At 47.9% G+C, this 22,347-nt stretch carries 18 protein-coding genes; 2 read left to right on the top strand and 16 right to left on the bottom strand.

Annotation, left to right across the window (positions count from 1 at the left end):
* Window positions 1-29: 29 nt before the first annotated feature.
* Both DYH48_RS20350 and DYH48_RS20345 read right to left on the bottom strand, forming a co-directional pair.
* The gene (locus DYH48_RS20350) at window positions 30-278 is read right to left on the bottom strand and encodes a hypothetical protein (RefSeq protein WP_012090508.1); all 249 of its coding nucleotides are present in this window, start codon (window positions 276-278) and stop codon (window positions 30-32) included.
* A 131-nt stretch (window positions 279-409) separates the two neighbouring features.
* Entirely contained in the window at window positions 410-1,747 is a 1,338-nt protein-coding gene (locus DYH48_RS20345; RefSeq protein WP_006084542.1) for a coproporphyrinogen III oxidase family protein, read from the bottom strand.
* A 380-nt stretch (window positions 1,748-2,127) separates the two neighbouring features.
* On the opposite strand from DYH48_RS20345, the gene DYH48_RS20340 reads away from it, so the two are divergent.
* A complete protein-coding gene (locus tag DYH48_RS20340) occupies window positions 2,128-3,039 on the top strand; it encodes a bile acid:sodium symporter family protein (RefSeq protein ID WP_172481220.1) in 912 nt (303 codons plus the stop codon).
* Window positions 3,040-3,112: 73 nt separating this feature from the next.
* Here DYH48_RS20340 and DYH48_RS20335 read toward each other — a convergent pair whose 3' ends face one another.
* The 3 genes from DYH48_RS20335 to DYH48_RS20325 all read right to left on the bottom strand — a co-directional run bounded on the left by DYH48_RS20335 (window position 3,113) and on the right by DYH48_RS20325 (window position 7,329).
* Window positions 3,113-4,504, bottom strand: coding sequence for a tetratricopeptide repeat protein (locus DYH48_RS20335; protein WP_115335759.1), 1,392 nt, complete (start codon window positions 4,502-4,504; stop codon window positions 3,113-3,115).
* 259 nt (window positions 4,505-4,763) lie between these two features.
* Window positions 4,764-5,654: a hypothetical protein gene (locus DYH48_RS20330; protein WP_115335758.1), complete on the bottom strand. Its 891-nt coding sequence runs from the start codon at window positions 5,652-5,654 to the stop codon at window positions 4,764-4,766.
* Window positions 5,655-5,787: 133 nt separating this feature from the next.
* Window positions 5,788-7,329, bottom strand: coding sequence for an esterase-like activity of phytase family protein (locus DYH48_RS20325; RefSeq protein ID WP_115335757.1), 1,542 nt, complete (start codon window positions 7,327-7,329; stop codon window positions 5,788-5,790).
* A 33-nt stretch (window positions 7,330-7,362) separates the two neighbouring features.
* Here DYH48_RS20325 and DYH48_RS23840 point away from each other — a divergent pair, with 33 nt between their 5' ends.
* Window positions 7,363-7,536: a hypothetical protein gene (locus tag DYH48_RS23840; protein WP_218565657.1), complete on the top strand. Its 174-nt coding sequence runs from the start codon at window positions 7,363-7,365 to the stop codon at window positions 7,534-7,536.
* A gap of 271 nt (window positions 7,537-7,807) precedes the next feature.
* Here DYH48_RS23840 and DYH48_RS20320 read toward each other — a convergent pair whose 3' ends face one another.
* The 11 genes from DYH48_RS20320 to DYH48_RS20270 all read right to left on the bottom strand — a co-directional run bounded on the left by DYH48_RS20320 (window position 7,808) and on the right by DYH48_RS20270 (window position 22,221).
* Window positions 7,808-9,391 (bottom strand): methyl-accepting chemotaxis protein, encoded by a 1,584-nt coding sequence (locus DYH48_RS20320; RefSeq protein ID WP_012586478.1) that lies wholly within the window; start codon window positions 9,389-9,391, stop codon window positions 7,808-7,810.
* 422 nt (window positions 9,392-9,813) lie between these two features.
* Entirely contained in the window at window positions 9,814-10,797 is a 984-nt protein-coding gene (locus tag DYH48_RS20315; RefSeq protein WP_115335756.1) for a formate dehydrogenase subunit gamma, read from the bottom strand.
* A 79-nt stretch (window positions 10,798-10,876) separates the two neighbouring features.
* Window positions 10,877-11,446: a formate dehydrogenase FDH3 subunit beta gene (gene fdh3B, locus DYH48_RS20310; protein WP_115335755.1), complete on the bottom strand. Its 570-nt coding sequence runs from the start codon at window positions 11,444-11,446 to the stop codon at window positions 10,877-10,879.
* Between the two features lie 29 nt (window positions 11,447-11,475).
* Window positions 11,476-14,328, bottom strand: a complete 2,853-nt coding sequence (locus DYH48_RS20305) for a molybdopterin-dependent oxidoreductase (protein ID WP_006084533.1) — start codon at window positions 14,326-14,328, stop codon at window positions 11,476-11,478.
* A 17-nt stretch (window positions 14,329-14,345) separates the two neighbouring features.
* Window positions 14,346-14,546, bottom strand: coding sequence for a twin-arginine translocation signal domain-containing protein (locus DYH48_RS20300; RefSeq protein WP_012090499.1), 201 nt, complete (start codon window positions 14,544-14,546; stop codon window positions 14,346-14,348).
* 382 nt (window positions 14,547-14,928) lie between these two features.
* A complete protein-coding gene (locus DYH48_RS20295; RefSeq protein WP_006083567.1) occupies window positions 14,929-15,957 on the bottom strand; it encodes a formate dehydrogenase subunit gamma in 1,029 nt (342 codons plus the stop codon).
* 49 nt (window positions 15,958-16,006) lie between these two features.
* The gene (fdh3B, locus tag DYH48_RS20290; RefSeq protein ID WP_006083566.1) at window positions 16,007-16,603 is read right to left on the bottom strand and encodes a formate dehydrogenase FDH3 subunit beta; all 597 of its coding nucleotides are present in this window, start codon (window positions 16,601-16,603) and stop codon (window positions 16,007-16,009) included.
* Window positions 16,604-16,629: 26 nt separating this feature from the next.
* Complete coding sequence (locus DYH48_RS20285) at window positions 16,630-19,482, bottom strand: molybdopterin-dependent oxidoreductase (RefSeq protein WP_012090497.1); 2,853 nt, start codon at window positions 19,480-19,482, stop codon at window positions 16,630-16,632.
* 17 nt (window positions 19,483-19,499) lie between these two features.
* Complete coding sequence (locus DYH48_RS20280; RefSeq protein WP_006083564.1) at window positions 19,500-19,697, bottom strand: twin-arginine translocation signal domain-containing protein; 198 nt, start codon at window positions 19,695-19,697, stop codon at window positions 19,500-19,502.
* A gap of 174 nt (window positions 19,698-19,871) precedes the next feature.
* Window positions 19,872-20,549, bottom strand: coding sequence for a TorD/DmsD family molecular chaperone (locus DYH48_RS20275; protein WP_012090496.1), 678 nt, complete (start codon window positions 20,547-20,549; stop codon window positions 19,872-19,874).
* Between the two features lie 10 nt (window positions 20,550-20,559).
* A complete protein-coding gene (locus DYH48_RS20270) occupies window positions 20,560-22,221 on the bottom strand; it encodes a 4Fe-4S binding protein (RefSeq protein WP_172481253.1) in 1,662 nt (553 codons plus the stop codon).
* Between the last annotated feature and the right edge of the window lie 126 nt (window positions 22,222-22,347).

Below are 22,347 nucleotides of genomic sequence, written 5' to 3'. Positions count from 1 at the left end.
TTGTTAGTTGTATTCATCAATAGGAATGACTATTCGTTTGCTAGCGGGTGGGCGCGGGCGAGTTCGATGGCCGCACCTATGGCGTTTCGCGCTTGGGGACTGTTTTTCCAGCACGTGGTGCGCAGCATGCTGGCGACTAAGTTTGCGATATCATCCACTTCGTGTTGTGCCAGTTGTTGCAGTGAACTGATACCAATTTCTTCGAAGCGTTTAATCACAGTGGGGCCAACGCCTTTGAGTGCCAATAAGGCGTGTTTTTCTTGTTCATTAAAACCCATAACCCATACTCCTTTATGACTGGGATCGCGCTCAAGCTAGCATTAAGGCAAGACTACCTTTAAACCAAGTTAACAAAAAGGCCCTCGAAGGGCCTGTTTAGTCTTTATGGATCAACAATCATCCGTAAGTGTTACATATCACAGGGTTTGAGCGGTTTACGCAACTGGGCGCGCACGTTGTCCATGCCTGAATAAAACTCTTTCATCATCAAGAGACCCATCATCTTGCCGTTGTCGGTCACGATCAGATTGTCGGGATCCCTTGGGTCATTCTTGATCGCGCCAATTAACTTCATCGACGTCATTTCTTTAAACAAGGCGGTATCTAAGTTGACGCCAAAGGTGTCGCGGAAATATTTACGTGATAAACGGCCTGAGAACATGCCCAGCAAGAAGCGGTATTGCATCACGTCTTTTTTGCTGTAGTTCTTTTGCTGCTCGACACCCATGTGGCCGGCTGCAATGCGTTCTTGGTACTTGCGCAGCGAGAAAGTGTTCACATATAGGGTGTCATTCAAGAAGCTGAATGAGCCTGAACCTACGCCTAAATACTCGTCGTAATCGATAACGTATTCGTCAAATCCTTCGTCATCGGTTTTACCAAATGCCCATGCAGATAATTGATTATATTGGCCATTCAGGCTGTTTAAGATCTGGCGATATTGGTTAGCCATATCCGCCTGCGGCGCCGCTAACTTGCCTTTCACGCTTTTGCGAGTCTGGTGGGTGATCATCAGCGGATAAGTAGTAATTTGTCTTGGATCTAAACGCGATGCCATGTCGAGATCGTGTTGGATCACTTCATCGGTTTGGCCGCGGAAACCAAAAATAAGATCGACATTGATAATGGGGAACAGCTCTTTGGCGCCCATGATCTTGTCGAAGGTTTGTTGACCCGTACCGAACTTATCGAGTCGGTCGGTCATTTTTAAAATATCGTCATTAAAGCTTTGCACGCCGATAGACATGCGATCCACTAGGCCTTTGAGTTGCTTAAAGCCAGGGCTGTCTAAATGCTGCGGATCGGACTCGCAGGAGACTTCTTTAATGCTCGGGAATAGGGTTTTCGCGTGTTCGATAGTACGAGCTAATTCATCTTCTAATACTGTGGTGGTGCCGCCGCCAATGTACATAGATTCAAAGTCATAGCCGAGGGCTTTGACCATTTCCATTTCTTTACGCAATGAGATGAAATAGGCGCGTGCCTTGTCTTCCTTGAACATAAAACGGTGGAAGGTGCAGTAAGAACACAGGGTATGGCAGAAGGGGATATGCGCGTACAGCATATACTTTTTGCCTTCTACGGGCGCTGGCATCATTTCTGCGGAAAGGGTATCGAGGCGAAGATTCTTATCGACGTAGTACTGCATGACTCGTTCCATCGAGCCGAGCATCCAGTTAGGGACGGTAATATTCGCTTGATAAGGCGTTGCGATAGCGCCGCTGAGCGTTTGGATAACTGAAGACATAACGATTCCTATCTGTGAGTGCTAACCGTAAACACCGAAATTGCTTTAGGTAATTCACGACCACCTAGCGCAATAAGACTACATCGTATGTAATTGTTAAAACGTGAACTGGTTATAAGTTACGGTTTCCTAACAAGGAAATCACGGGCTTTTTGTTAAGCAGATCATGTTTTAGCGATCAAGAATGCATTTTTATCATACATTTTTTAGCGGAATTTATTGTAGATTTGCGGGGTTAGCTTACCGCGTCAGTCTAAATGCTGAGATTGAAAATCACCATTCTAGGCATTTTGTTGCTGGCGGATTAGCGCTTGTCTATCCAAGGGACGGCTGTCATCATCCGAACGATAAAAATAACCTCTTGATGTAAAGGGCCCGCTATGTTGGTAAACGTAAACCGCTTCTTCCCGCTGTTGGCACTCATAGGCGCGGTGACCGCTTATTTGATGCCGAGTTGGTTTACTGAGCTTAAATCCGCCATAGTGCCGCTGTTAGTGATCATCATGCTCTCTATGGGACTCACCTTAGATCTGCAGGATTTTGCTAATGCATTCAAACAAAAACGCGCTGTGCTGACTGGACTGATACTGCAATTTTCGGTCATGCCGCTCAGCGCATTATTGATCAGCCAGTTATTAGGATTAGATAGAGATCTCACCATAGGCATGGTGTTGGTGGGCAGTGTTGCAGGCGGCACCGCCTCAAACGTGGTCTGTTATTTGGCAAAAGGCGACGTGGCTTTATCGATAACCATGACGGCACTGTCGACCTTAGCGGGCGTAGTATTAACACCACTGATTATTAAGCTGTTGATTGGCGAAATGATCGATATCCCCTTCGTTGACATGCTACTGAGCTTAGTGAAAATCGTGCTGTTCCCTGTCAGCGCAGGCGTGATCATCAATCATTTCTTTAAATCGCTGGTGGCCAAAGTCGCTCCCGCATTGCCGTTGATTTCAATCTTGGCAATCGTGATGGCGATTACCATTATCGTGGCATTAAATGCCAATCAGTTTGATAAAGTTGGCCCCATTATTTTGCTGGCAGTGTTCTTACATAATGGTTTCGGCCTCGCTTTAGGCTACTTTTGCTGCCGTTTATTAGGCTTTAACCATACCGTCTGCAAAACCATTTCCATCGAAGTCGGCCTACAAAACTCTGGCCTCGCTACGGGTTTGTGCATCAAGTTTTTTAGCCCTATTTCTGCCATTCCCAGCGCGATATTCTCGATATGGCATAACCTATCAGGCGCCATCTTGGCGGGATATTGGGCGAGGGAAGCGCAAGATTAATAAGATGTTGCTATCGAAAATAGACAATACCTGTGACCCGAGCAAGCGCGGCCACAGGGTTAAATTGCTGTGACTAATTAACCGGTAATGGGGTCTCGACGGGCATGAGTGTTAGCTGCAAGATATTTTCTTGCCGGCTTAATGCCAGTGGCAGGGTGTAGTTGGGAAAGCGCAATCCGAATATGGCACCTTGTTGTAACAAGCGATACAGCTGATCTGTCATGGCAATCGTTAAGCTGGCACAGCCATGTTCGTCGACTCTGCCTTCAAGTGGTAAAGCGATTTTGTCGGCTAAGGTCAGATACGCCGCCATACGCCAGTGCGAGTTTTCTCCAATATTGTATGTGCTGCCATGCAATTGGTTGTAGCCTAAACCACAGGCCTGCAAGCTTAATTGGGTTTTGGCCGCTGTGGGTAGCGAAAGAGTCTGTTGCCGCTGCTGTGCCAGAAACGTGCCCCATGCCAGCCGATTTATAACTGAGTCCAGTGAGATGGGAACATACTGATCTTGCTGTTTTAGCGCATTAAAGCGGGCAATGCCTTGTTTCAATTTAGTGAGATCGTCTTCATATTCCAGTTGTGCCTTAAGCAGCTCATAAGCGGGAGCCTTCGCTTGTTCCATGCCCGCTAACGCCGCTTTCTCGTAGTATGCCAGTGCTTGCACTTTATTGGCCTCTGCGCCCAAACCACGCTCTTCCATGCTGCCTAAATGATAGTTAGCGATGGCAACTTGACGTTTAGCACCTTGTAAAAATGCGGCTTTCGCACCGCTGTAGTCATTTTCGTTCAACAGTAGGGCGCCGTAGTTTGTCCACGCCGTACCGTCATCTGCTGCCATACCCAATTCCAGCCACTTTATGGCTTGCTGGCGTAACTGCGGGAGGTCGAGACTTTCTCTTTCGCTGCCGACACTTTGCATCGCTATTAAGTAAGCGCGCAGATACTCGCGTGAGGCATTATCCAGATAGAGGTTATCGAGTTGAAGTTCAAAGGCTTGCCCAAAGTAACTCCCCGCTCGCTGCGCCGCTGCGATTGCTTTCGTTAGATAGAACCTTGAACTGGGATCTGCCGGACTGTGTGCTCGCCCTAGGTTATATAAGGTCGGTAGTTTAAGACCCCGCGCCAGTGCTTCTTCTAACAAGGGGATGGCCTGCGTTTTTCGATCATTATCCAGCGCCATGCTGCCTAGATTATGGCTGGCACGGGCCGAACCTAAGGCTCTGGCTTGTTCATAGTATTGGCTGGCGGTGGCATTGTCTTGCGTGACGCCACGGCCGAGATGGTAGGCTTTACCCAGTAGAAATAACGCATCAGCATTGTTTTCTGCGGCTTGCTGCTGCGCTTGTTGTAAGAAAGCGTCGTATTGTTGTTGCTCAAATAACTGTTCCAGCGCGGATTTTTCCGCTGTTGCTGCAAAGCTTAGGGTCAACAGTAATAGGAGAGTCGCAATCGTGAATATCTTCATAACATCCTTGTAGTTAAGCTGGGTACTTGCAAGTGGTAGTGCTAGTGAAGTTGGCTAACATAGTGGCTTGTTATGCTACAAGCAAGTCTTGCTGTTTGCCACTGTGTTATGACTGGCGGATGAGTTGCAGCGATAGCACTGCCGTGACTATTGTGTGGCATTGCCAGTTTGAAGGGGCTACCGACATTTTCCTTGTTACCTAGTTTACCTACCAAAATAGCCGTTTTGCGGCTTTATGCCTCAACGCTGATTTGTGTCACTATTGACTGCAAAAATTGGGTGTTGCTGCATAGATAAAAGCAGTTTTAGTCAGTGAACTCGTTGAGTTCCACGCACTCATTTGCGCCATAGCGTCTAAAGCCAGCTTAGCTCTTTGCACGACTTTGGCAGTGTAATTGCCAGTGGGATCTTTATACTTAAAGGACACTTCGGCAATCACGGGTTGCTGCGAGGCACTTGGGGAGCTGGTGTACCACAGCGTGAGTTCGAGTGAGGCATCTATGCTACCTAAATCGATTTCACAGCCTTCAAACACATATTCGTTAATCGTAAGGCCACCGACTTTGGCGAGTGTGAGATTGCTACTTAAACCGTAAGCGTCGGCAAAGCCTGAAAAGTGACTATTTACATCGGCCATATCATTTAAGGTGCGAGTGTTTGGCGTGGTGGTTGAATGGCTATATACAATGCGGATGCCATTATTGATATCGGTACTGATGTCGGCTTCGAGTTTAGTGTCGGCTTGATTATCGGGTGAGCTGAGATCTTCAAAGTCAGCAATAAATCGATCAGGGCTGCGAAATTTCAGGGTTACTTCACTTTTGCCATCGCTCGTTCGGTCACGAAAGATATAACCTAACTGCTTTAGCTGACAACTGGTTGGGGTGTCATAGAAGGCTACTTGACGTGTTTTGGTTAATGCCCAAGAGCCTGTGACATTGCGACTAATTGCGTTGCTAATGGTTTGTTTAGCATCCGTTAGATAGCTATTGGCGGTTGTACTTTGAGTGGCGTAATTAAAGTGGCTTGGGTCGAGCAGTAACTTATATTCCCTTGATGTTTCAACAGGATTTGCTTGTGCTGCATATGAGGCGAGCAGGGCACTTGAGACTAACGTGAATGACATCATCGCCTGTGAAGCAGTTTTCATCGGTTAATCCTTAAGTGATGTGCTGATGCAAGGTTGTTTATGTTTTCGCGATAACGACTTCTATTACAACTTGAGTGTGTTATGAGCCACCACTATAAGACAGTGATGGCTCATGTGGCTGAATACTTAATGGTTATTTATCAGCCGATAAGGATAAGTCGTCAACTATATACAAAGTGTTGCCGTCGATATCACTTTGCGCACTATCGAGATATTTCTGTTCTAAGGTGTTGTTATTGCTCCAAGTGGCAAAGTCATCGTCATTTAGCACACCCAAACGCTTATTATCAATGAGCCACAAACCTTCCATTTTGTCATGGGGATATTGTGTTTTGGCGGCCATATCTAGCACCAGTGATTTTGTCGCGGGTATGATGCCATTGGCTGCAAGTGCCTCCCAGCCATCGCTTAGAGCTACCTGTTCTAAGGTTTTACCTTTAAGGGTTAAACCTAACGCCGCATCTTGGGCGATATCAGCTTGTGCAGCGACGGTCTCTAGATCTGTCGCGCCGCTTATATCTATCTTGTATACATGCTTCATCACATCAGTGTCGATATTAAAAAACTTGCCATCACGTTCTAACACTAAAAATTGGCTGTTACTTAAGGCAACGATCGCTGAGTTAGAGTTCTGGGCAATTTCTTGCTGATACAAATATTGGCCAATAGCGCCGGTCGCTAAGTTGATCGTCACGATTCGAGTGAGGGTATTGTTGTTAACACTCTTATCGGGATTGGAAATGGTCGATTGCATTATGCCCACAAGTGTCGACTGATCGGGCGTGATAGTCAGGCCTTCCATTCCTCGGTTGGCGCGGCGATGAGCAAACTCTGCTGGTAGGCTATATAAGTTGCGTGCATCGTCTGCGAAAGGATTAATACGCGCTATTTCTACGCCTTCAGCCGAGTAATGCACTATATGTGGACCATACTCGTCGCTGACCCAAAAACTGCCATCATCCATGGCGGCAAGACCTTCGGAATCTAACCCATAATCATCGAGTTTGATGGGGTTGGTCTGTGCATTGTAAGGTTGGCTCATGTTTTGACGAATGACTTCACCTGCTGCGTCATAGGGGATTTCTCCTGTGCCGCCAAGGCTGCTGCTATTGGGAAGTCCGGTGATCAAGCTGCCATCTGGGCGTTTAAATAAGATGTCTTTGACTTTAGTGATGGTGCCATTGGTTTGGAGTTCAAACAAACCGATACGTGGTGTGTAGTCCGGCGTTGGAAACATCTTACCTTTGCCTAAACTACCGGTGTAATCCGCATTCGGGCCGCGATCGGTGAGGGCATAAAATTGAATAGGATTATTGGGATTGGGCGCAGCATCAGAGCCATAACCGCCGTTACGAATTTCAAATTTAGTACCAGGCATAGCGCCATTGTCTAAATCATCGCGCAGCACAGTGAAAGGTAGATGCACCGCTTTATTCGTAAACAGGTCGGCATTACATGAATAGCTGCTATCAACCACTTCATTACTGTCGAGCTTGCCGTTATCGTTGCTATCAAGACCTGAATCCGTGCGAGTGCCGCCCATCCAGCAGTGGCTATCACCGCCAATTAAGGTGGTTTGTGTGGTCAGGCTACTGATGTCTGTATCATCCGAATTACAAGCACTCAGTAGCAAAACTGACAGGCACAAGCCTGAGGTGACGAGCACATTTTTCATCTTAATATATCCCGATTCTTAAAGTGATTAGCTATGTTGTTGGCAGGTAATATAAAGTTAGGCTGTGAACTAAATGTGACAAGTGTGCCGCTTTACGTATCGAGTACGAATACGGTGCTCACGAGTAATACAGTGTGTTGGTTTTGGATGGAAGCCGACGATGGCGTGGTTGATTGGCTGAGTCCGCAGTTTTTTAGTGGTATTTAATATTGTGGGAGTGAGTGGTGGACAAACTTCATTTCTGAACTATAGGCTTCACGCTCTTATTATTGGTTTAGTACTTTTGGCACTAAATCAATTTAATCATTTTTGGTAAATAATTTTTATAGAAATACAGTATGAATAATAGGTTAGTTTTCTTGGCTGCGATTTATATTGCAGGTACGTGACTCGCTTTATATCTGATCTAAAAATCTGCGGCCTAATAATTTTTGTTCTTAGGCCGCAGATTTAAAAGCTTTTTTCAGTGAACCTAAACTTAAAGCTTAAAATGCGATACCACGCCGACGAGTTGTTCCTTCGTCGCGGCTAAAGCTGTAGCGCTGTTAAGGGTGGCTTTACCGCTTTGATTCAGTTCATCGACCATTTCACGAATGGTGGTCAGATTACGGTTTATTTCTTCGGTCACGGCGCTTTGCTCTTCGGCGGCGGTGGCGATTTGAGTGCTGAGCCCATTAATATCGAACACATAAGCGGTCAGGGTATCGAGGTTTTCCGTTACCAGAGTGGTTGTGTCGGCGGCTTGTTGGCAACTGTGTTTGGTTTGCTCCATTGCGGTCACGGCTGCATCGGCACCGCGGCGTAAACGTTCAAGCATCTGATTAATCTCGGATGTACTGGCTTGAGTACGAGCGGCCAGTGTACGCACTTCATCGGCGACAACAGCAAAGCCTCGACCTTGTTCACCTGCACGGGCGGCTTCGATGGCTGCATTAAGCGCGAGCAGATTGGTCTGATCGGCAATTTCACCTATTACATTCAAAATCGCGGCGATATGACGAGTGTTTTCGTTCATATCATTAATCGCATCGGCTGCTACATCGACTTTAGTCACCAAGGCAATCACAGTGTTGGCGGCCTGTTCAACGGCTTTCTTCGATTTATCAGCTTGTTCATTGGCTTGCTGAGTAAACTGGGCTGCAGACGCGGCATCACCTGCAACGTTATGGGCAGTCGCGCTCATTTCTGTCATGGCCGTTACGACTTGGTCGGTTTCAACTGCGTGAGTTTGTAGCGCACCACTATTAGTATTGGATTGCACATTCAGTTGGCCAATTTGGTCAGACATGTGATCTGAGGCTTGGGTAATATCTGAGATGATATGGCGTAGATTATCGATAACGCGATCGAGATCTGTGGCGAGTGAGCAGAGTTCGTTGTCACCCTTTATGTTTGTCTTATGTGTCAGGTCGCCATTGGCTAGGCGTTCCATTACCAGCTTAATGTCATTGACGATTCGGACTAAGCGTTTGCTCATAAAGAGCGCGCTGAGAAGTGAGGCGACGATGGCAAATAAGATCAGGCCTAGTAACAAGCTTTCTGCGATAGCAATCTTACTTCCTGCCTGAGTTCCTAACTCATGGTTACGGATAGTGATTAGTGAAACGAGTTGATTAATTTGATCGCTGACTTTAGGACCAAGTTCACGACGTTCCTCAGTTAATTCCGCTTCTGTGGCGGTGCGCTCAGCAAGCGTAACTTCTTGTCGGTAAAGACGGACATATTGCTCTATCTGTGGCTGTAAAGTCTGAATGTTACGCGCATTTTGGCCCATGAAATTGGTATCAAACTCAGAGAGTTTAGCGACTAGCTGGCCAATGTTCTGTTGATGTTCGGTAATGCCTTTCTCATTATGGACTAGCGTCGCTAAACGAATTTCAAAGAATTCAGCACGTATATTGGTAAAGGTTTCTGCCAGTTGGGTATTGTTGACTAAGCGACGGCTAGTTTCACCGAGATCGGTAAAGCTACGATAGGATGAGATACCTATGATGATGAGGAGAATACTCGCGATCACCGAGGGCAAAGCCGTCAGAGTGCTGGTTTTAGCATTATTAAACATAGTGACCTTAAGGATGTAGAACGGATAGAAGAGGTGATGTAATAAAATTACACAATATGGTCATTTTACAGCCCGAAATAAGAGGGTGCAAATTGATGGTTGTTTAAATTACGCCGTAAGGCATTGTTTATTAATACTTGTTTTCATATTGTTGCATGTAATCAAACGCTGGGTTGATTATATATTGAGTTGCAAAATAACGTTGAATTCTAACTTATTGTTTTTAATTTATAATTTGTCAAATCTCCTAAATTTCGAAACATAGAAACAACACAGGTATTGCCGCTTGTGAGCGACATCACAGATTGAGTAAATGTTTTAAAATGTATCAATATTGGCATGAAGAAAAACACCTCGACGCTGCGAGGTGTTTTTAGTTAAACCGACGGTTTCTTTTATGCGTTGAGACGAGTCAATGGCAGTTAGTCTTTGTATTTCAAGGTGCCGTTAGCTTTGATTTCGTCAAACCACAGGTTGTGATGTTGGCTTGCCCAGTTTTCATCGCAGTAGCCAGATATCATACATTCCATACCGCCTTCTGACATTACGGTTGCCATGAAGATGTGTACGATAGAAAAAGCACAGATCACGATAGCGCTCACTGAGTGCAGCACGAGTGCGATCAAGCTTAATGTACGGCTTGGTTCGAATAGGTTAGGGAAGAGTAACAACATGCCTGAGGCCGAAATCACTAATCCAAATAGGGCAAAGGCCCAGAACCACATTTTCTCACCGGCGTTCGCAAAACCTGCGTCTGGGTGCTTACCTTTAAACGGGCCAAAGTTAATGTAACCGCCCACGACTAAGAACCACTTTACGTCGTACATTTTTGGCAGCTGGTTTTTCGCCCAGAGGGTGGTCATTAATGCCCAACCTATCATGAAGGGAATCGCCATCACGTCATGGATTTGCTTCGCACCGTAGACGATGGCTTCCCAGATACCTTCGCCCAACCAAGGTTGGAAGAAGAAGCGACCTGCCAGCAAGGTTAAGCCGGTTAAAATCAACAGTAAGCACGGGATCGCGCCTAACCAGTGGATTGAAACATCAAACTTAGACCAGCGATGCACTAACTTGCCTGAAAAACCATGGTGCAGCTTAGAGATGCCGTTCACCTTGATAAATAAAACAAAGATAATGATCATGCCGAATAGTGCTGCCATTAAGGCCGGCGCTAACCAGTCGCTACGTAGCTCTAATACCCGTAAATCATAGGTATTGATGGGTTGAGCATGAAACTTACTTTGGGAGGTAGTGTATCCCGTGGCACCATCCTTCAGTTGTGCCCAAATTTGGGCATCAGACTGTTGAACTTGATTCGCCAGTTCATCACCACCATTGGCTATACACACGGCACTAAATAACAGTGCTATGGCTAAACCTATGTGTTTGAACCATTTGTTCATCATACATCCTCTCTCACCTAGTCGCGCCTACCTAGATAGGCGCTAAGCTAAGTCTGTGGACAGATCCTGTTGACCTGAATTAATTCCAAGCCGCGTTTTTAGCACCACGATAAGCCACACGCTCACGGAAGATGCTTGAAACCACTTCGGCATCACCCGCTAACAGGGCCTTTGTCGCACACAGTTCTGCACACATAGGCAGTTTGCCTTCGGCAATACGGTTTGAACCGTATTTTTGGCGCTCTGCCTCTGAGTGGTTTTCTTCTGGGCCGCCGGCGCAGAAGGTACATTTGTCCATCTTGCCACGGCTACCAAAGGCACCTTTTTTCGGGAACTGTGGTGCGCCAAACGGACAGGCGTACAAGCAGTAACCGCAACCAATACAGGCATCTTTGTCGTGTAGCACTATGCCGTCGTCGGTTCTGTAGAAGCAGTTTGCTGGGCAAACTGCCATACAAGGTGCATCTGAGCAATGCATACAGGCGACAGAGATAGAGGCTTCTCCACGTTGACCATCGTTAATGGTCACTACGCGGCGGCGTTGGATCCCCCACTCGAGAGCGGAGTCGTTTTCGTTTTTACAGGCAGTGACACAACCGTTACATTCGATGCAGCGCTTGGTATCACACAAAAATTTCATTGTAGCCATAATGGCAATTCTCCTAGCTTAAGCTGCACTTACGCTTTAACGATCTGACACAGTGATGCCTTGGTTTCCTGCATTTGTGTCACAGGGTCATAACCATAGGTCAGCGCAGTGTTAGCGGATTCACCGATAACGTAAGGTACTGTGCCCTCTGGATAATTAGGCGCTAAACTTTCACCGTGCATCACACCCGCAAAGTGATATGGCATAAAAGTCACGCCAGGTTTAACGCGTGGCGTCACCATAGCTTGTACCTTAATACGGCCACCTTCGGCGCCTTCTAGCCAGACGTCTTCACCGTTACGAATGCCGCGATCGGCAGCATCGGCAGGGCTTATCTCAACAAACATTTCCTGTTGAAGTTCAGCTAGCCAAGGGTTACAACGAGATTCTTCACCACCACCTTCGTATTCAACCAGACGGCCTGAGGTCAGTACCAGTGGGTACTTGCCGCTCATGTCTTTATCTTGGATTGACTTATACAGCGTAGGCAGACGGTGCACTTGCATGTCGGCATAGGTGGGGTATTTGGCCACTAAGTCACGACGCGGCGTGTATAAAGGTTCGCGGTGAACTGGCGCTTGGTCTGGGAAAGTCCAAACAATACAACGGGCTTTAGCGTTACCGAAAGGAATACAGCCATGCTTGATTGCTACGCGCACTATGCCGCCTGACAAGTCTGTCTTCCAGTTTCTGCCTTCGGCTTCGGCTTTTTCTGCCGCCGTCAGATCATCCCACCAACCGAGTTGCTTGAGCAGCTTGTCGGAGAACTCTGGATAACCGTCTTGGATTTCAGCACCTTTAGAGAAAGAGCCTTCGGCCAATAGATTTTTGCCATTGTATTCAACGCCGTAACGGGCACGGAAGTTACCGCCACCGTCTTTAACGTGTTTGGATTGATCGTACAGAATTTGGGTGCCGGGGTGTTTCGCTTCTGGCGTGCCCCAACATGGCCAAGGTAAACCGTAGGTTTCGCCTTTCGCTGGGCCGCCTGCGGCTTCCAGCGTCTTGTTGCTGAAGGTGCCCCAGTTTTGGGTGTGTAGTTTCAGGCGTTCAGGGCTTTGGCCCGTCATACCTATGGTCCACATACCGCGGTTGATTTCGCGGGTGATGTCTTCAATCACAGGCAAATCATTTTCTTTAGCGATGCGTTTAGTGTACTGCTCAGCAAACCCGAGTTTTTGCGCTAAGCGATACATGATTTCGATATCGGTTTTAGATTCAAACAATGGCTCTATGACTTTTTCGCGCCATTGCTGACTGCGGCCAGAGTTAGAAACTGAGCCTTCAGTTTCAAACTGTGTCGCTGCTGGTAGCAAGTAAACACCATTCTTACGGCGATGCATCACACCCGCCATAGTTGGGAATGGATCGACTACCACCACAGTGTCCATCTTGTCTAAAGCATCACGTACATCACGTTGGCGGGTTTCGGTGTTCACCGATTGTCCCCAGAAAAACGCCATGCGAATGTTATCTTGCTGCGCGAGTTTGCCTTTTTCTTCTAACACACCATCGTGCCAGCGAGAGCAAGGGATACCCGGTGTAGTCATAGGTTCACGGCCAAGATAAGTGCCTTGATCGAAACGGCCTTTCATCCATTCCATGTCTAGATCCCACACGTGGGTCCAGTGGGTCCAAGCACCTGTTGTTAAGCCGTAGTAACCCGGTAAGTTATCGAACAACAAACCTAAGTCAGTCGCGCCTTGTACGTTATCGTGACCACGGAAAATGTTCGTTCCGCCGCCTGACACGCCCATGTTACCTAGCGCTAATTGCAGAATACAGTAAGCGCGGGTGTTGGCATTACCTACGTGGTGTTGAGTACCACCCATACACCAGATCACAGTACCTGGGCGGTTATCAGCCATGAGTTTCGCGGCTTGATAAACCTCGGCTTCGCTCACGCCTGTGATGTTTTCCACTTCTTTAGGTGGGAACTTTTTCGCTTCGGCGCGAATGGTGTCCATCTCGAAAACACGTTGTTGGATAAAGGTTTTATCTTCCCAACCGTTTTCAAAAATGTGCCATAACATACCGTAGATAAAAGGAATATCAGTACCTGGACGCAATGCACAGTGCAGATCTGAATGCGCCGCGGTACGAGAGAAGCGTGGATCAACTACGATCAACTTAGCGTTGTTTCTTTCTTTAGCGATCAGAATATGTTGCATCGCCACTGGGTGGGCTTCTGCAGGGTTAGCACCGATAAAGAAAATCGCATTCGCGTTTTGGATATCGTTAAAGGAGTTAGTTTGCGCACCGTAGCCCCAAGTGTTAGCAACACCGGCTACCGTGGTAGAGTGACAAATACGAGCTGAATGGTCGACGTTGTTTGTGCCCCACATGGCCGCCAGTTTGCGGTACATGTAGCAACCTTCGTTTGAGAATTTAGCGCTACCCATGAAGTACACTGAGTCTGGGCCGGATTCTTTACGAATGTTGAGCATTTGGTCGCCCACTTCGTTAATCGCATCTTCCCAAGAGATTTTTTTCCACTTGCCATCAACCAATTTCATTGGGTATTTCAGGCGTTTTTCGCCATGGCCATGCTCACGCAGTGCCGCACCTTTAGCGCAGTGACCACCGGCGTTGAAGGGATGATCGAATGCAGGTTCTTGACCCGTCCATACGCCATTTTGTACTTCGGCATACAGACCACAACCGACGGCGCAGGCACTACAAATAGTACGTTTGACTTCGATAGGGGCATCATGTGGCACTTCTTTGGCTTCGACGCGACGCATCATGCCTGTGCCCATTAGTGATGCCGCCGCAATACCACCGGTGGCGATACCTGCGTGCTTCATAAATTGACGACGGCTAATGCCTAACGCTGGTTTGTCTGCCACTGGGGCGACACTAGACTTGCGAGTTAACTTCATCGCTGACTTCTCCTAGATTAGCTGCGCAAGCTATTGTAATAGCTGCTGATGTGCGCAGTTTCGTGGTAACCCTTTGACGCTTTGGTGGTTACCTTGCTGCTCTCGCTGGCCTGTGCCACGCTCATGCCGGTTGCGGCAATCGTGGCACCCGCTACGCTGCCGACGGTGAGCGCTTTGAGCAAAGATCGGCGAGATAAATCGCTGGGTTGCTGCTTCATGCTGACTCCTGAAATTAGGGTTTAGTTTTGAGATCGCACGGCTTTTTGTGGGGTTTATCTTGTTATCAAAAAGTGAAGATTAGCGGTGGGAAAGATAATGAAATCATCTTGTTTGCCATCAATCATCGCGCGTGACGGCAATATAGTAGGAAAGGGTTGAGTAGGAATTGATCTAGGACAGTTTGCAGTGTTGAAATCGGCTGCCGTTCTCTTAAAGCGTTAACTCGCTCATAGTTTCGCAACTCCCTTGGGAGCAGGGAGTTGGCGGCTTTTTGTATCACTGAGTTTCAGGTGTTAAGTTTTTGTATTATCTAATGAAGTGCTGATAAAAGAACACCCCGCATGGCGGGGTGTTTTAAGGACCTAAAAGCTGCGGTTTAACTTAGTCTTTATACTTTAAGTTGCCGTTGGCTTTGATTTCGTCATACCAGAGATTGTGGTGCTGGATTGCCCAGTTTTCATCACAATAGCCTGACTTCATACACTCCATACCGCCTTCGCTGAGTACGGTCGCCATCCAAATATGCACTATGGTAAAGGCAATCAGAATAATGGCGCTGATAGAGTGGATCAGTAGCGCGCCCATGGAGGCTTCACGCGGCAAGTCTAAGCCAGGTAATACCAACATGATGCCTGAAACACTGATGAATAAACCAAATAACATCAGGGTCCAGAACCACATTTTTTCACCAGCGTTAGCAAAACCACTGTCAGGGTGTTTACCTTTGAATGGACCAAAGTTGATATAACCACCGACCACTAAAAACCATTTCAAATCATACATCTTGAAGGTTTGTAGCGGCATCCATTTCACCACACAGACAGCCCAAGCCGCGATAAAGATGGGACCTGCCCAATCGTGGATGGTTTTGCTGCCGTAGATCAATGGTGCCCACAGATCAGGCCCTAACATTGGCTGAACAACATGCTTACCTAACATTATGGTTAAACCGGTAAACATCAGTGTCAGGCAGCTGCTCGCCATGATCCAGTGGATCCACAGATCCGCCTTAGACCAACGCGCCACTAACTTGCCTGAAAAGCCCTTGCTGAGTTTTGATGGACCATTCACCAGATAAAACAATAAAAAAGCCCCGAACACACCGACAACGGCCAACGCCATAATCGGGGTTAGATATTGGTTTCTCAGTTCTTTACCTTGGTTACCGGCAACGTTAATCAACACCCCAGTATCTATCCCTTTGGCAGTGGTATAGCCGGCATCGCCTGCTTTTACCGCCCGCCAAAGATCGGCATCGCTGGTTTGCGCTTTCGCCTGTTGTTGACTCGATTGCTGATCACTTGCGTGTACTGGGCTTGCGCTCATTACTGAACCTAATCCCAATCCCATGACGAGCACCAACAGAGCAAACAGACTGCGCAGTGATTTGTTTAACTGTTTGTTTAACATTTTCACTCCTTGCCAGAGGTTAGGGATGACTCCCTAACCCTCGCTCTGCTTAGTTAATCTCACCTGTCTTGGGGTTGTAACCCCAAATCACGTTAGGATTGCCACGAGAGGCCATACGTTGACGGTAGATATTGGATACTACTTCCGCATCACCCGCGAGCAGGGCTTTTGTCGAACAAAGCTCAGCACACATAGGTAACTTGCCTTCAGCAATACGGTTGGCGCCGTATTTTTTACGCTCGGCTTCGGAGAAGGTTTCTTCTGGGCCACCGGCGCAGAAAGTACACTTGTCCATCTTGCCACGACTACCAAAGGCAGTCTTTTTCGGGAATTGCGGTGCACCAAATGGACAAGCATAGAAGCAATAACCACAACCGATACAGGTATCTTTGTTGTGTAGCACTATGCCGTCTTCGGTACGGTAGAAACAATCTGCCGGACATACGGCCATGCAGGGAGCGTCAGTACAGTGCATACATGCCACTGAAATAGAGGCTTCGCCAGGTAGACCATCGTTAATCGTCACCACGCGGCGACGTTGGATTCCCCACTCGAGAGCGGAGTCGTTTTCGTTCTTACATGCAGTGACACAACCGTTACACTCGATGCAGCGCTTGGTGTCACACAGAAATTTCATGACTGCCATAATGGCTTATCTCCTCATCAAGTAGGTTAGGCTTTGCTGATCTGGCACAAGCTGGACTTAGTTTCTTGCATCTGAGTCACAACGTCGTAGCCATAAGTTAAAATGGTGTTTGCCGATTCGCCTATCACGTAAGGCACTGTGCCTTCAGGATAGTTTTTCGCTAGGCTTTCGCCTTCAAACACACCAGCAAAGTGGTATGGCATAAAACATTCACCGGCAATAACGCGCGGTGTCACCATAGCCTTAACCGTGATCTTGGCGCCTTCTGGGCCATGTACAAAGACATTGTCACCGTCACGCACGCCGCGATCCGCAGCATCCGCAGGGTTCATCTCGATGAACATTTCTTGTTGCAGCTCAGCAAGCCAAGGGTTAGAACGGGATTCTTCACCGCCGCCTTCGTATTCCACTAGACGACCAGAGGTCAGCGTCAGCGGGAAGCCTTGGGTAAAGTCCTTATCTTGGATTGACTTATACAAGGTCGGCAGACGCGCAACCATACGGTCTTCGTAGGTTGGGTACTTGGCGACTAAGTCACGACGAGGAGTGTAAAGTGGTTCGCGATGTTTCGGGATATCATCTGGGAAAGTCCAAACGATACAACGGGCTTTAGCGTTGCCATAGGGAATACAGCCATGCTTGATCGCAACACGTTGGATGCCACCAGAAATGTCAGTCTTCCAGTTTTTGCCTTCGGCGCGTTTTTTCTCTGCATCTGTGAGTTCATCCCACCAACCCAATTGCTTGAGCATGTCGGCGGAGAATTCAGGATAACCATCTTGAATTTCACTGCCTTTAGAGAAAGAACCTTCGGCAAGAATGTTGACGCCATCGTGCTCAACACCGTAACGGGCACGGAAGTTACCGCCACCGTCTTTCACGTGTTTTGATTGATCGTACAGGATCTGGGTACCAGGATGTTTCATCTCTGGTGTACCCCAACATGGCCAAGGTAAACCGTAGACTTCACCCTTAGCTGGGCCGCCGGGTGCTGTTAGATTATTGACATCGAAAGTGCCCCAGTTTTCTTGGTGCATTTTCAAACGCTCAGGGCTTTGACCTGTATAACCCACAGTCCACATACCGGTATTGAATTCGCGGGTCACATCTTCAATCAAAGGCTCTTCGCCATTCACTTGAATGTGCTTACAGAATTCTTTTTCAACGCCCCATTTTTTAGCGAACTTATACATGATGATGTGATCGGGCAGAGACTCAAACAGTGGCTCGATGACTTTAGTACGCCATTGGAGCGAACGGTTTGAGGCCGATACTGAACCATAGGTTTCGAATTGCGTCGCCGCAGGCAATAGATACACACCGTCTTTACGTTGGTGCATAACACCTGCCATGGTTGGAAAAGGATCGACCACAACCACAGTATCCATCTTGTTCAATGCTTCACGCACTTCACGACCACGGGTTTCAGTGTTAACCGATTGTCCCCAGAAGAACGCCAGACGGATATTGTCTTTCTGCGCAATTTTGGTTTTATCTTCTAACACCCCATCGTGCCAGCGAGAGCAAGGAATACCGGCTGAGGTTTGTGGTGTTTGGCCTAGGTATTCACCTTGGTCGAAACGGCTGGCAATCCATTTAGGATCGAGATCCCATACATTTGACCAGTGAGCCCACGCGCCAGTCGTTAAGCCGTAGTAACCGGGTAAGTTGTCGAATAACAAACCAAAGTCAGTCGCGCCTTGCACGTTATCGTGACCACGGAAGATGTTAGTACCGCCACCAGAAACACCCATGTTGCCAAGGGCTAACTGTAAAATACAGTATGAACGGGTGTTGGCATTACCGACGTGGTGCTGAGTACCGCCCATACACCAAACGATAGTGCCGGGTTTCGTTTCGGCCAGCATTTTAGCCACACGGTACATTTGCGCCTTAGGCACGCCTGCAACCAGTTCAACTTCTTCTGGGGTGTATTTTTTGGCTTCTTCACGGATACGCTCGATGCCGTATACGCGTTGTTTGATAAACTCTTTATCTTCCCAGCCGTTTTCAAAAATGTGCCATAACAGGCCATAAATGAAGGGGATATCTGTACCTGGGCGGATATGCACGTACTCGTCAGATTTCGCTGCAGTACGGGTGAAACGTGGATCAACAACAATCACTTTCGCGCCGCGTTCTTTGGCGACTAGAATATGTTGCATTGCCACTGGGTGCGCTTCACTTGGGTTTGAACCCACAAACATGATGCACTTAGTGTGGCGGATATCGTTAATCGAGTTGGTTTGCGCACCGTAGCCCCAAGTGTTAGCAACACCGGCTACCGTGGTAGAGTGACAAATACGGGCTGAATGGTCGACGTTGTTCGTGCCCCACAGTGCCGCTAATTTGCGATATAAATAAGCTTGTTCGTTCGAAAACTTGGCGCTGCCCATAAAGTAAACGGAATCTGGACCTGACTCTTGACGAATCGCTTCCATCTTGTCGCCGACTTCATTAATCGCTTGATCCCAAGAGATCTTTTTCCACTTGCCGCCTTCTAACTTCATTGGGTATTTCAGGCGTTTTTCACCGTGGCCGTGCTCACGCAGTGCCGCACCTTTCGCGCAGTGTCCGCCTTGGTTAAAGGGATGGTCAAATGCCGGTTCTTGACCTGTCCACACGCCGTTTTGTACTTCTGCATATACACCACAACCGACGGCACAGTGAGAACAGATGGTACGTTTAACTTCGGTGGGAACATTGTGGCCTATGTCTTCTTGGGCTTGTGCTTTACGCATCATGCCTGTGCCCAGCATGGACGCCGCAGCGATGCCACCTGTGGCAAGACCTGCCGATTTTAAGAACTGACGACGATTGAGACCCAGTGCTGGCGCTTTAGATTCGACAACCTGGTCTGTTTTGCGGGTTAATCGCATCACACACTCTCCTCTGGTTAGTTGTTCAACGACGCATAATAGTTACGGATATGGTCGGTTTCGCGGTAGTTCTCACTCTTAGGCTCTGTGGTTGCTGCCGTTTTTGTCGAGGCTAACGCCTGACTGCTCACGGTTACCACTGCGCCTGCCGCACTGCCGAGTGCCAATGCTTTGAGCAATTGACGACGGCCCATGTCGGAAGCTGGCTTCTTCATAGTGTCTCCTTGTGTTGCGGGATAAGGTGGCACAAACGGCGACCACCTCGGTTATTGTGAAAGCCTAAGCTTTCGTTATTGTTGCTAAGGTGCGTGTGATTTCACCTTCGCTGTTTCAATCCATTTAGCACTGATATCTAGCGCGCACATGTCGCGCTATTATTAAGCTTAGTCTTAGTTCATTAATTCCACTGGTTTTGCTAAATCGCTGGTGGCCGGTTGTAGGTCGGCGCTGCCTGGGCAATTGACAGGAATATCTAAGCTCAATTGTTCAAAGGCACTGGCTTCCATTTCAAAGAAGGCTTTTGCTAGCTGGGCGACAGTCGCGTAAAACGCAGCGCTGGGCGCCTTAGCTAAGTTGTCGCAGAAGCGGCCAATCCAACTGCCGATATGGCGTTGGTAAAAAGCCAGTTGGCGATAGCTCGGCGCTTCTAGAATCAGGGTTCCCATCACTTCACACAGGGCGGCTACATGATCTTCGGGTTCTTTGACGTTGTCTTCGCGTTCAAATCCAAGTTGCATTAGGTCTTGGCGCAGTAATGCCAGCGGTTTGTCCATTAAGGAGCCTGTCATAAACCAGCTGCCATAGGGCAGGATTTCACCAGAGCCTACGCCGAGGAATAGCGCAAAATACTCGTCTTCAAGCTGTTCATCGCTGAACTGCTGGGCGGCAAGTTGGAGTGATAACCAAGCTTTGGTCATCTCGTTGTCTTCATTGGCATCGATTTCAAGATTGGCCAAAAATTGCAGCAGTTCAGGACTCGGCTGACGGCGCAATAGGGCGGCTAACAGTTGATAGATATCGGCTCTCAACTGATCGTTTTCTGAAACTTGTCTTACTGATTCGGTCATAGCGGATCTCTTATCGCAGTTGCTTTTCAGGATCTTGAAGAATGTCTTCAAACATGTCTTTTACCCGGCAGTCGCCACACATTTTCAAGCGCTCAATATTGGCAGAAAATGCGCTGTGCGCGCCGACCATATCCAGCATCCGATGCACCATAGATTGGGTCGCAAAAGGAGAGCCGCAGCGAATACATTCGAAGGGAGCTTCTTCTTTCAGGGTGTGTTGTTGCTGACGAGCAGCTTTATCAAAATTAATTTGTGGCGTTAGGCTTATCACTTTTTCAGGACAGGCCGCTTCACATAAGCCGCATTGCACGCAGTTTTGCTCAATAAAGTGTAGTGCAGGTTTGTCGCCGCCATCTTGCAATGCCACGGTTGGACAAATCGCCACGCAGGACATACACATAGTGCACTTTTCGACATTCACGCTGACTTTGCCAAAGGGAATGTTGTTGAGGCTAAGGCAAGTATCGATTTCACCCGCTTGGCTATTGAGATGATCTATCGCTTCAAATAGTGTGTTGCGTTTAGTGGTCGAGGCAAATGCAGCGGGCACGATCACGGGCCAATCTAAGCTGATATCGAGCATCGCATCTAAATCGGCAAGCATGCTTGGGTCGATGAGGCTGATACGTTGCGGCTGACCCATCTCATCTAAAATACTGTTGGCTAAAGAAAGTTCGCCTTTAAGCATTTGCGTAAGAGTTGGCGCCGTGGCGTCGGTATTAAGGAGCAGCACTTGGCGCGCGCCCCATGCGAGTACCGACAGCCAGTGATCTAAGCTGGCAACGGTAATTTCTTCTAAGGCGACGGGGATAATATCACCCGCTAGATCGTCGGTAATAAAGTCGGCGCCGACGGCATTATCGTGGAACAATATCACCGGTGCGGTTTGGGCTTGCTCGCGGAAACGACTAACGACTTTGTTCAGATATGAATGTAAGGCCTGCGGCGTCGGTAAATCGTAACTGATGGCACCCGTTGGACAAGCGCTGGTACAACTGCCCGCGCCGTGGCAAAGGTATGGGTCGATTTCAATTTTCTTCGCCACGCTACTAATCGCATCGGCTGGGCAAAAGTTAAGGCAACGATTACAACCATTGATGCCATTGCGGTCATGGGCACAAATATCTGGGTTGATTTTGACGTAGCGAGGCTTATCGAATTGGCCGACGAGATCGGGAATTTGCGCGAGGGCATCTTCGAGTTTCTCAGTGTCTTGGCCGACATAGAAATAACCGGGTGGCAGCATTTCTAAGTTCAAACAAGCTGTGCTGCTCAAATCGAGCACGATATCGAAATGGGGTTTACGAATCGACACTAAACTGAGTTCGGCCGCGCCATCTTGATGTTCAACACTGACTTGAAATTGGCCTAAAAAGCCTTTTACGCCAATGAGTTTGTTGTAGTAACTTTCGACATCGGTTGCCGCCGCCATCACGCGCTCAAGATGCGCTTCATCTTGGCTGGTAATGGCTTCATTGGCTAAAATCACGCGATGAGCCATAGTGGACAATTTGTCTGCGGCAAGGCGAGCCAGATCTTCTGGGCCGATAATGAGGACATTGCCTTCGGTGGTGTAGCTGACGGTCGGCGGGATCAGATTCTGCAGCATCTGAGTTTGCGCTAACACCTGTTGCCGCGCTTGTTTTAACGCTTCTTGGGTTTGATTGGTCATCAAATGAGTGCTCACATTGCGTTCCTGAACAGTACTTTGGCTGTTTCTTGTTTTACTGTATCTGGGCAGATTTAGGCGGCTGGTGATAAGTAAGTCATTGCCTTTTCTGCTTTTATCTAAGCTTTT

Origin of the sequence: Shewanella baltica, from assembly GCF_900456975.1 — a bacterium.
Classification (GTDB): Bacteria; Pseudomonadota; Gammaproteobacteria; order Enterobacterales; family Shewanellaceae; genus Shewanella; species Shewanella baltica.
Note: the sequence above shows the minus strand (reverse complement) of the source record. Positions and strands in the feature narration are given on the sequence as shown.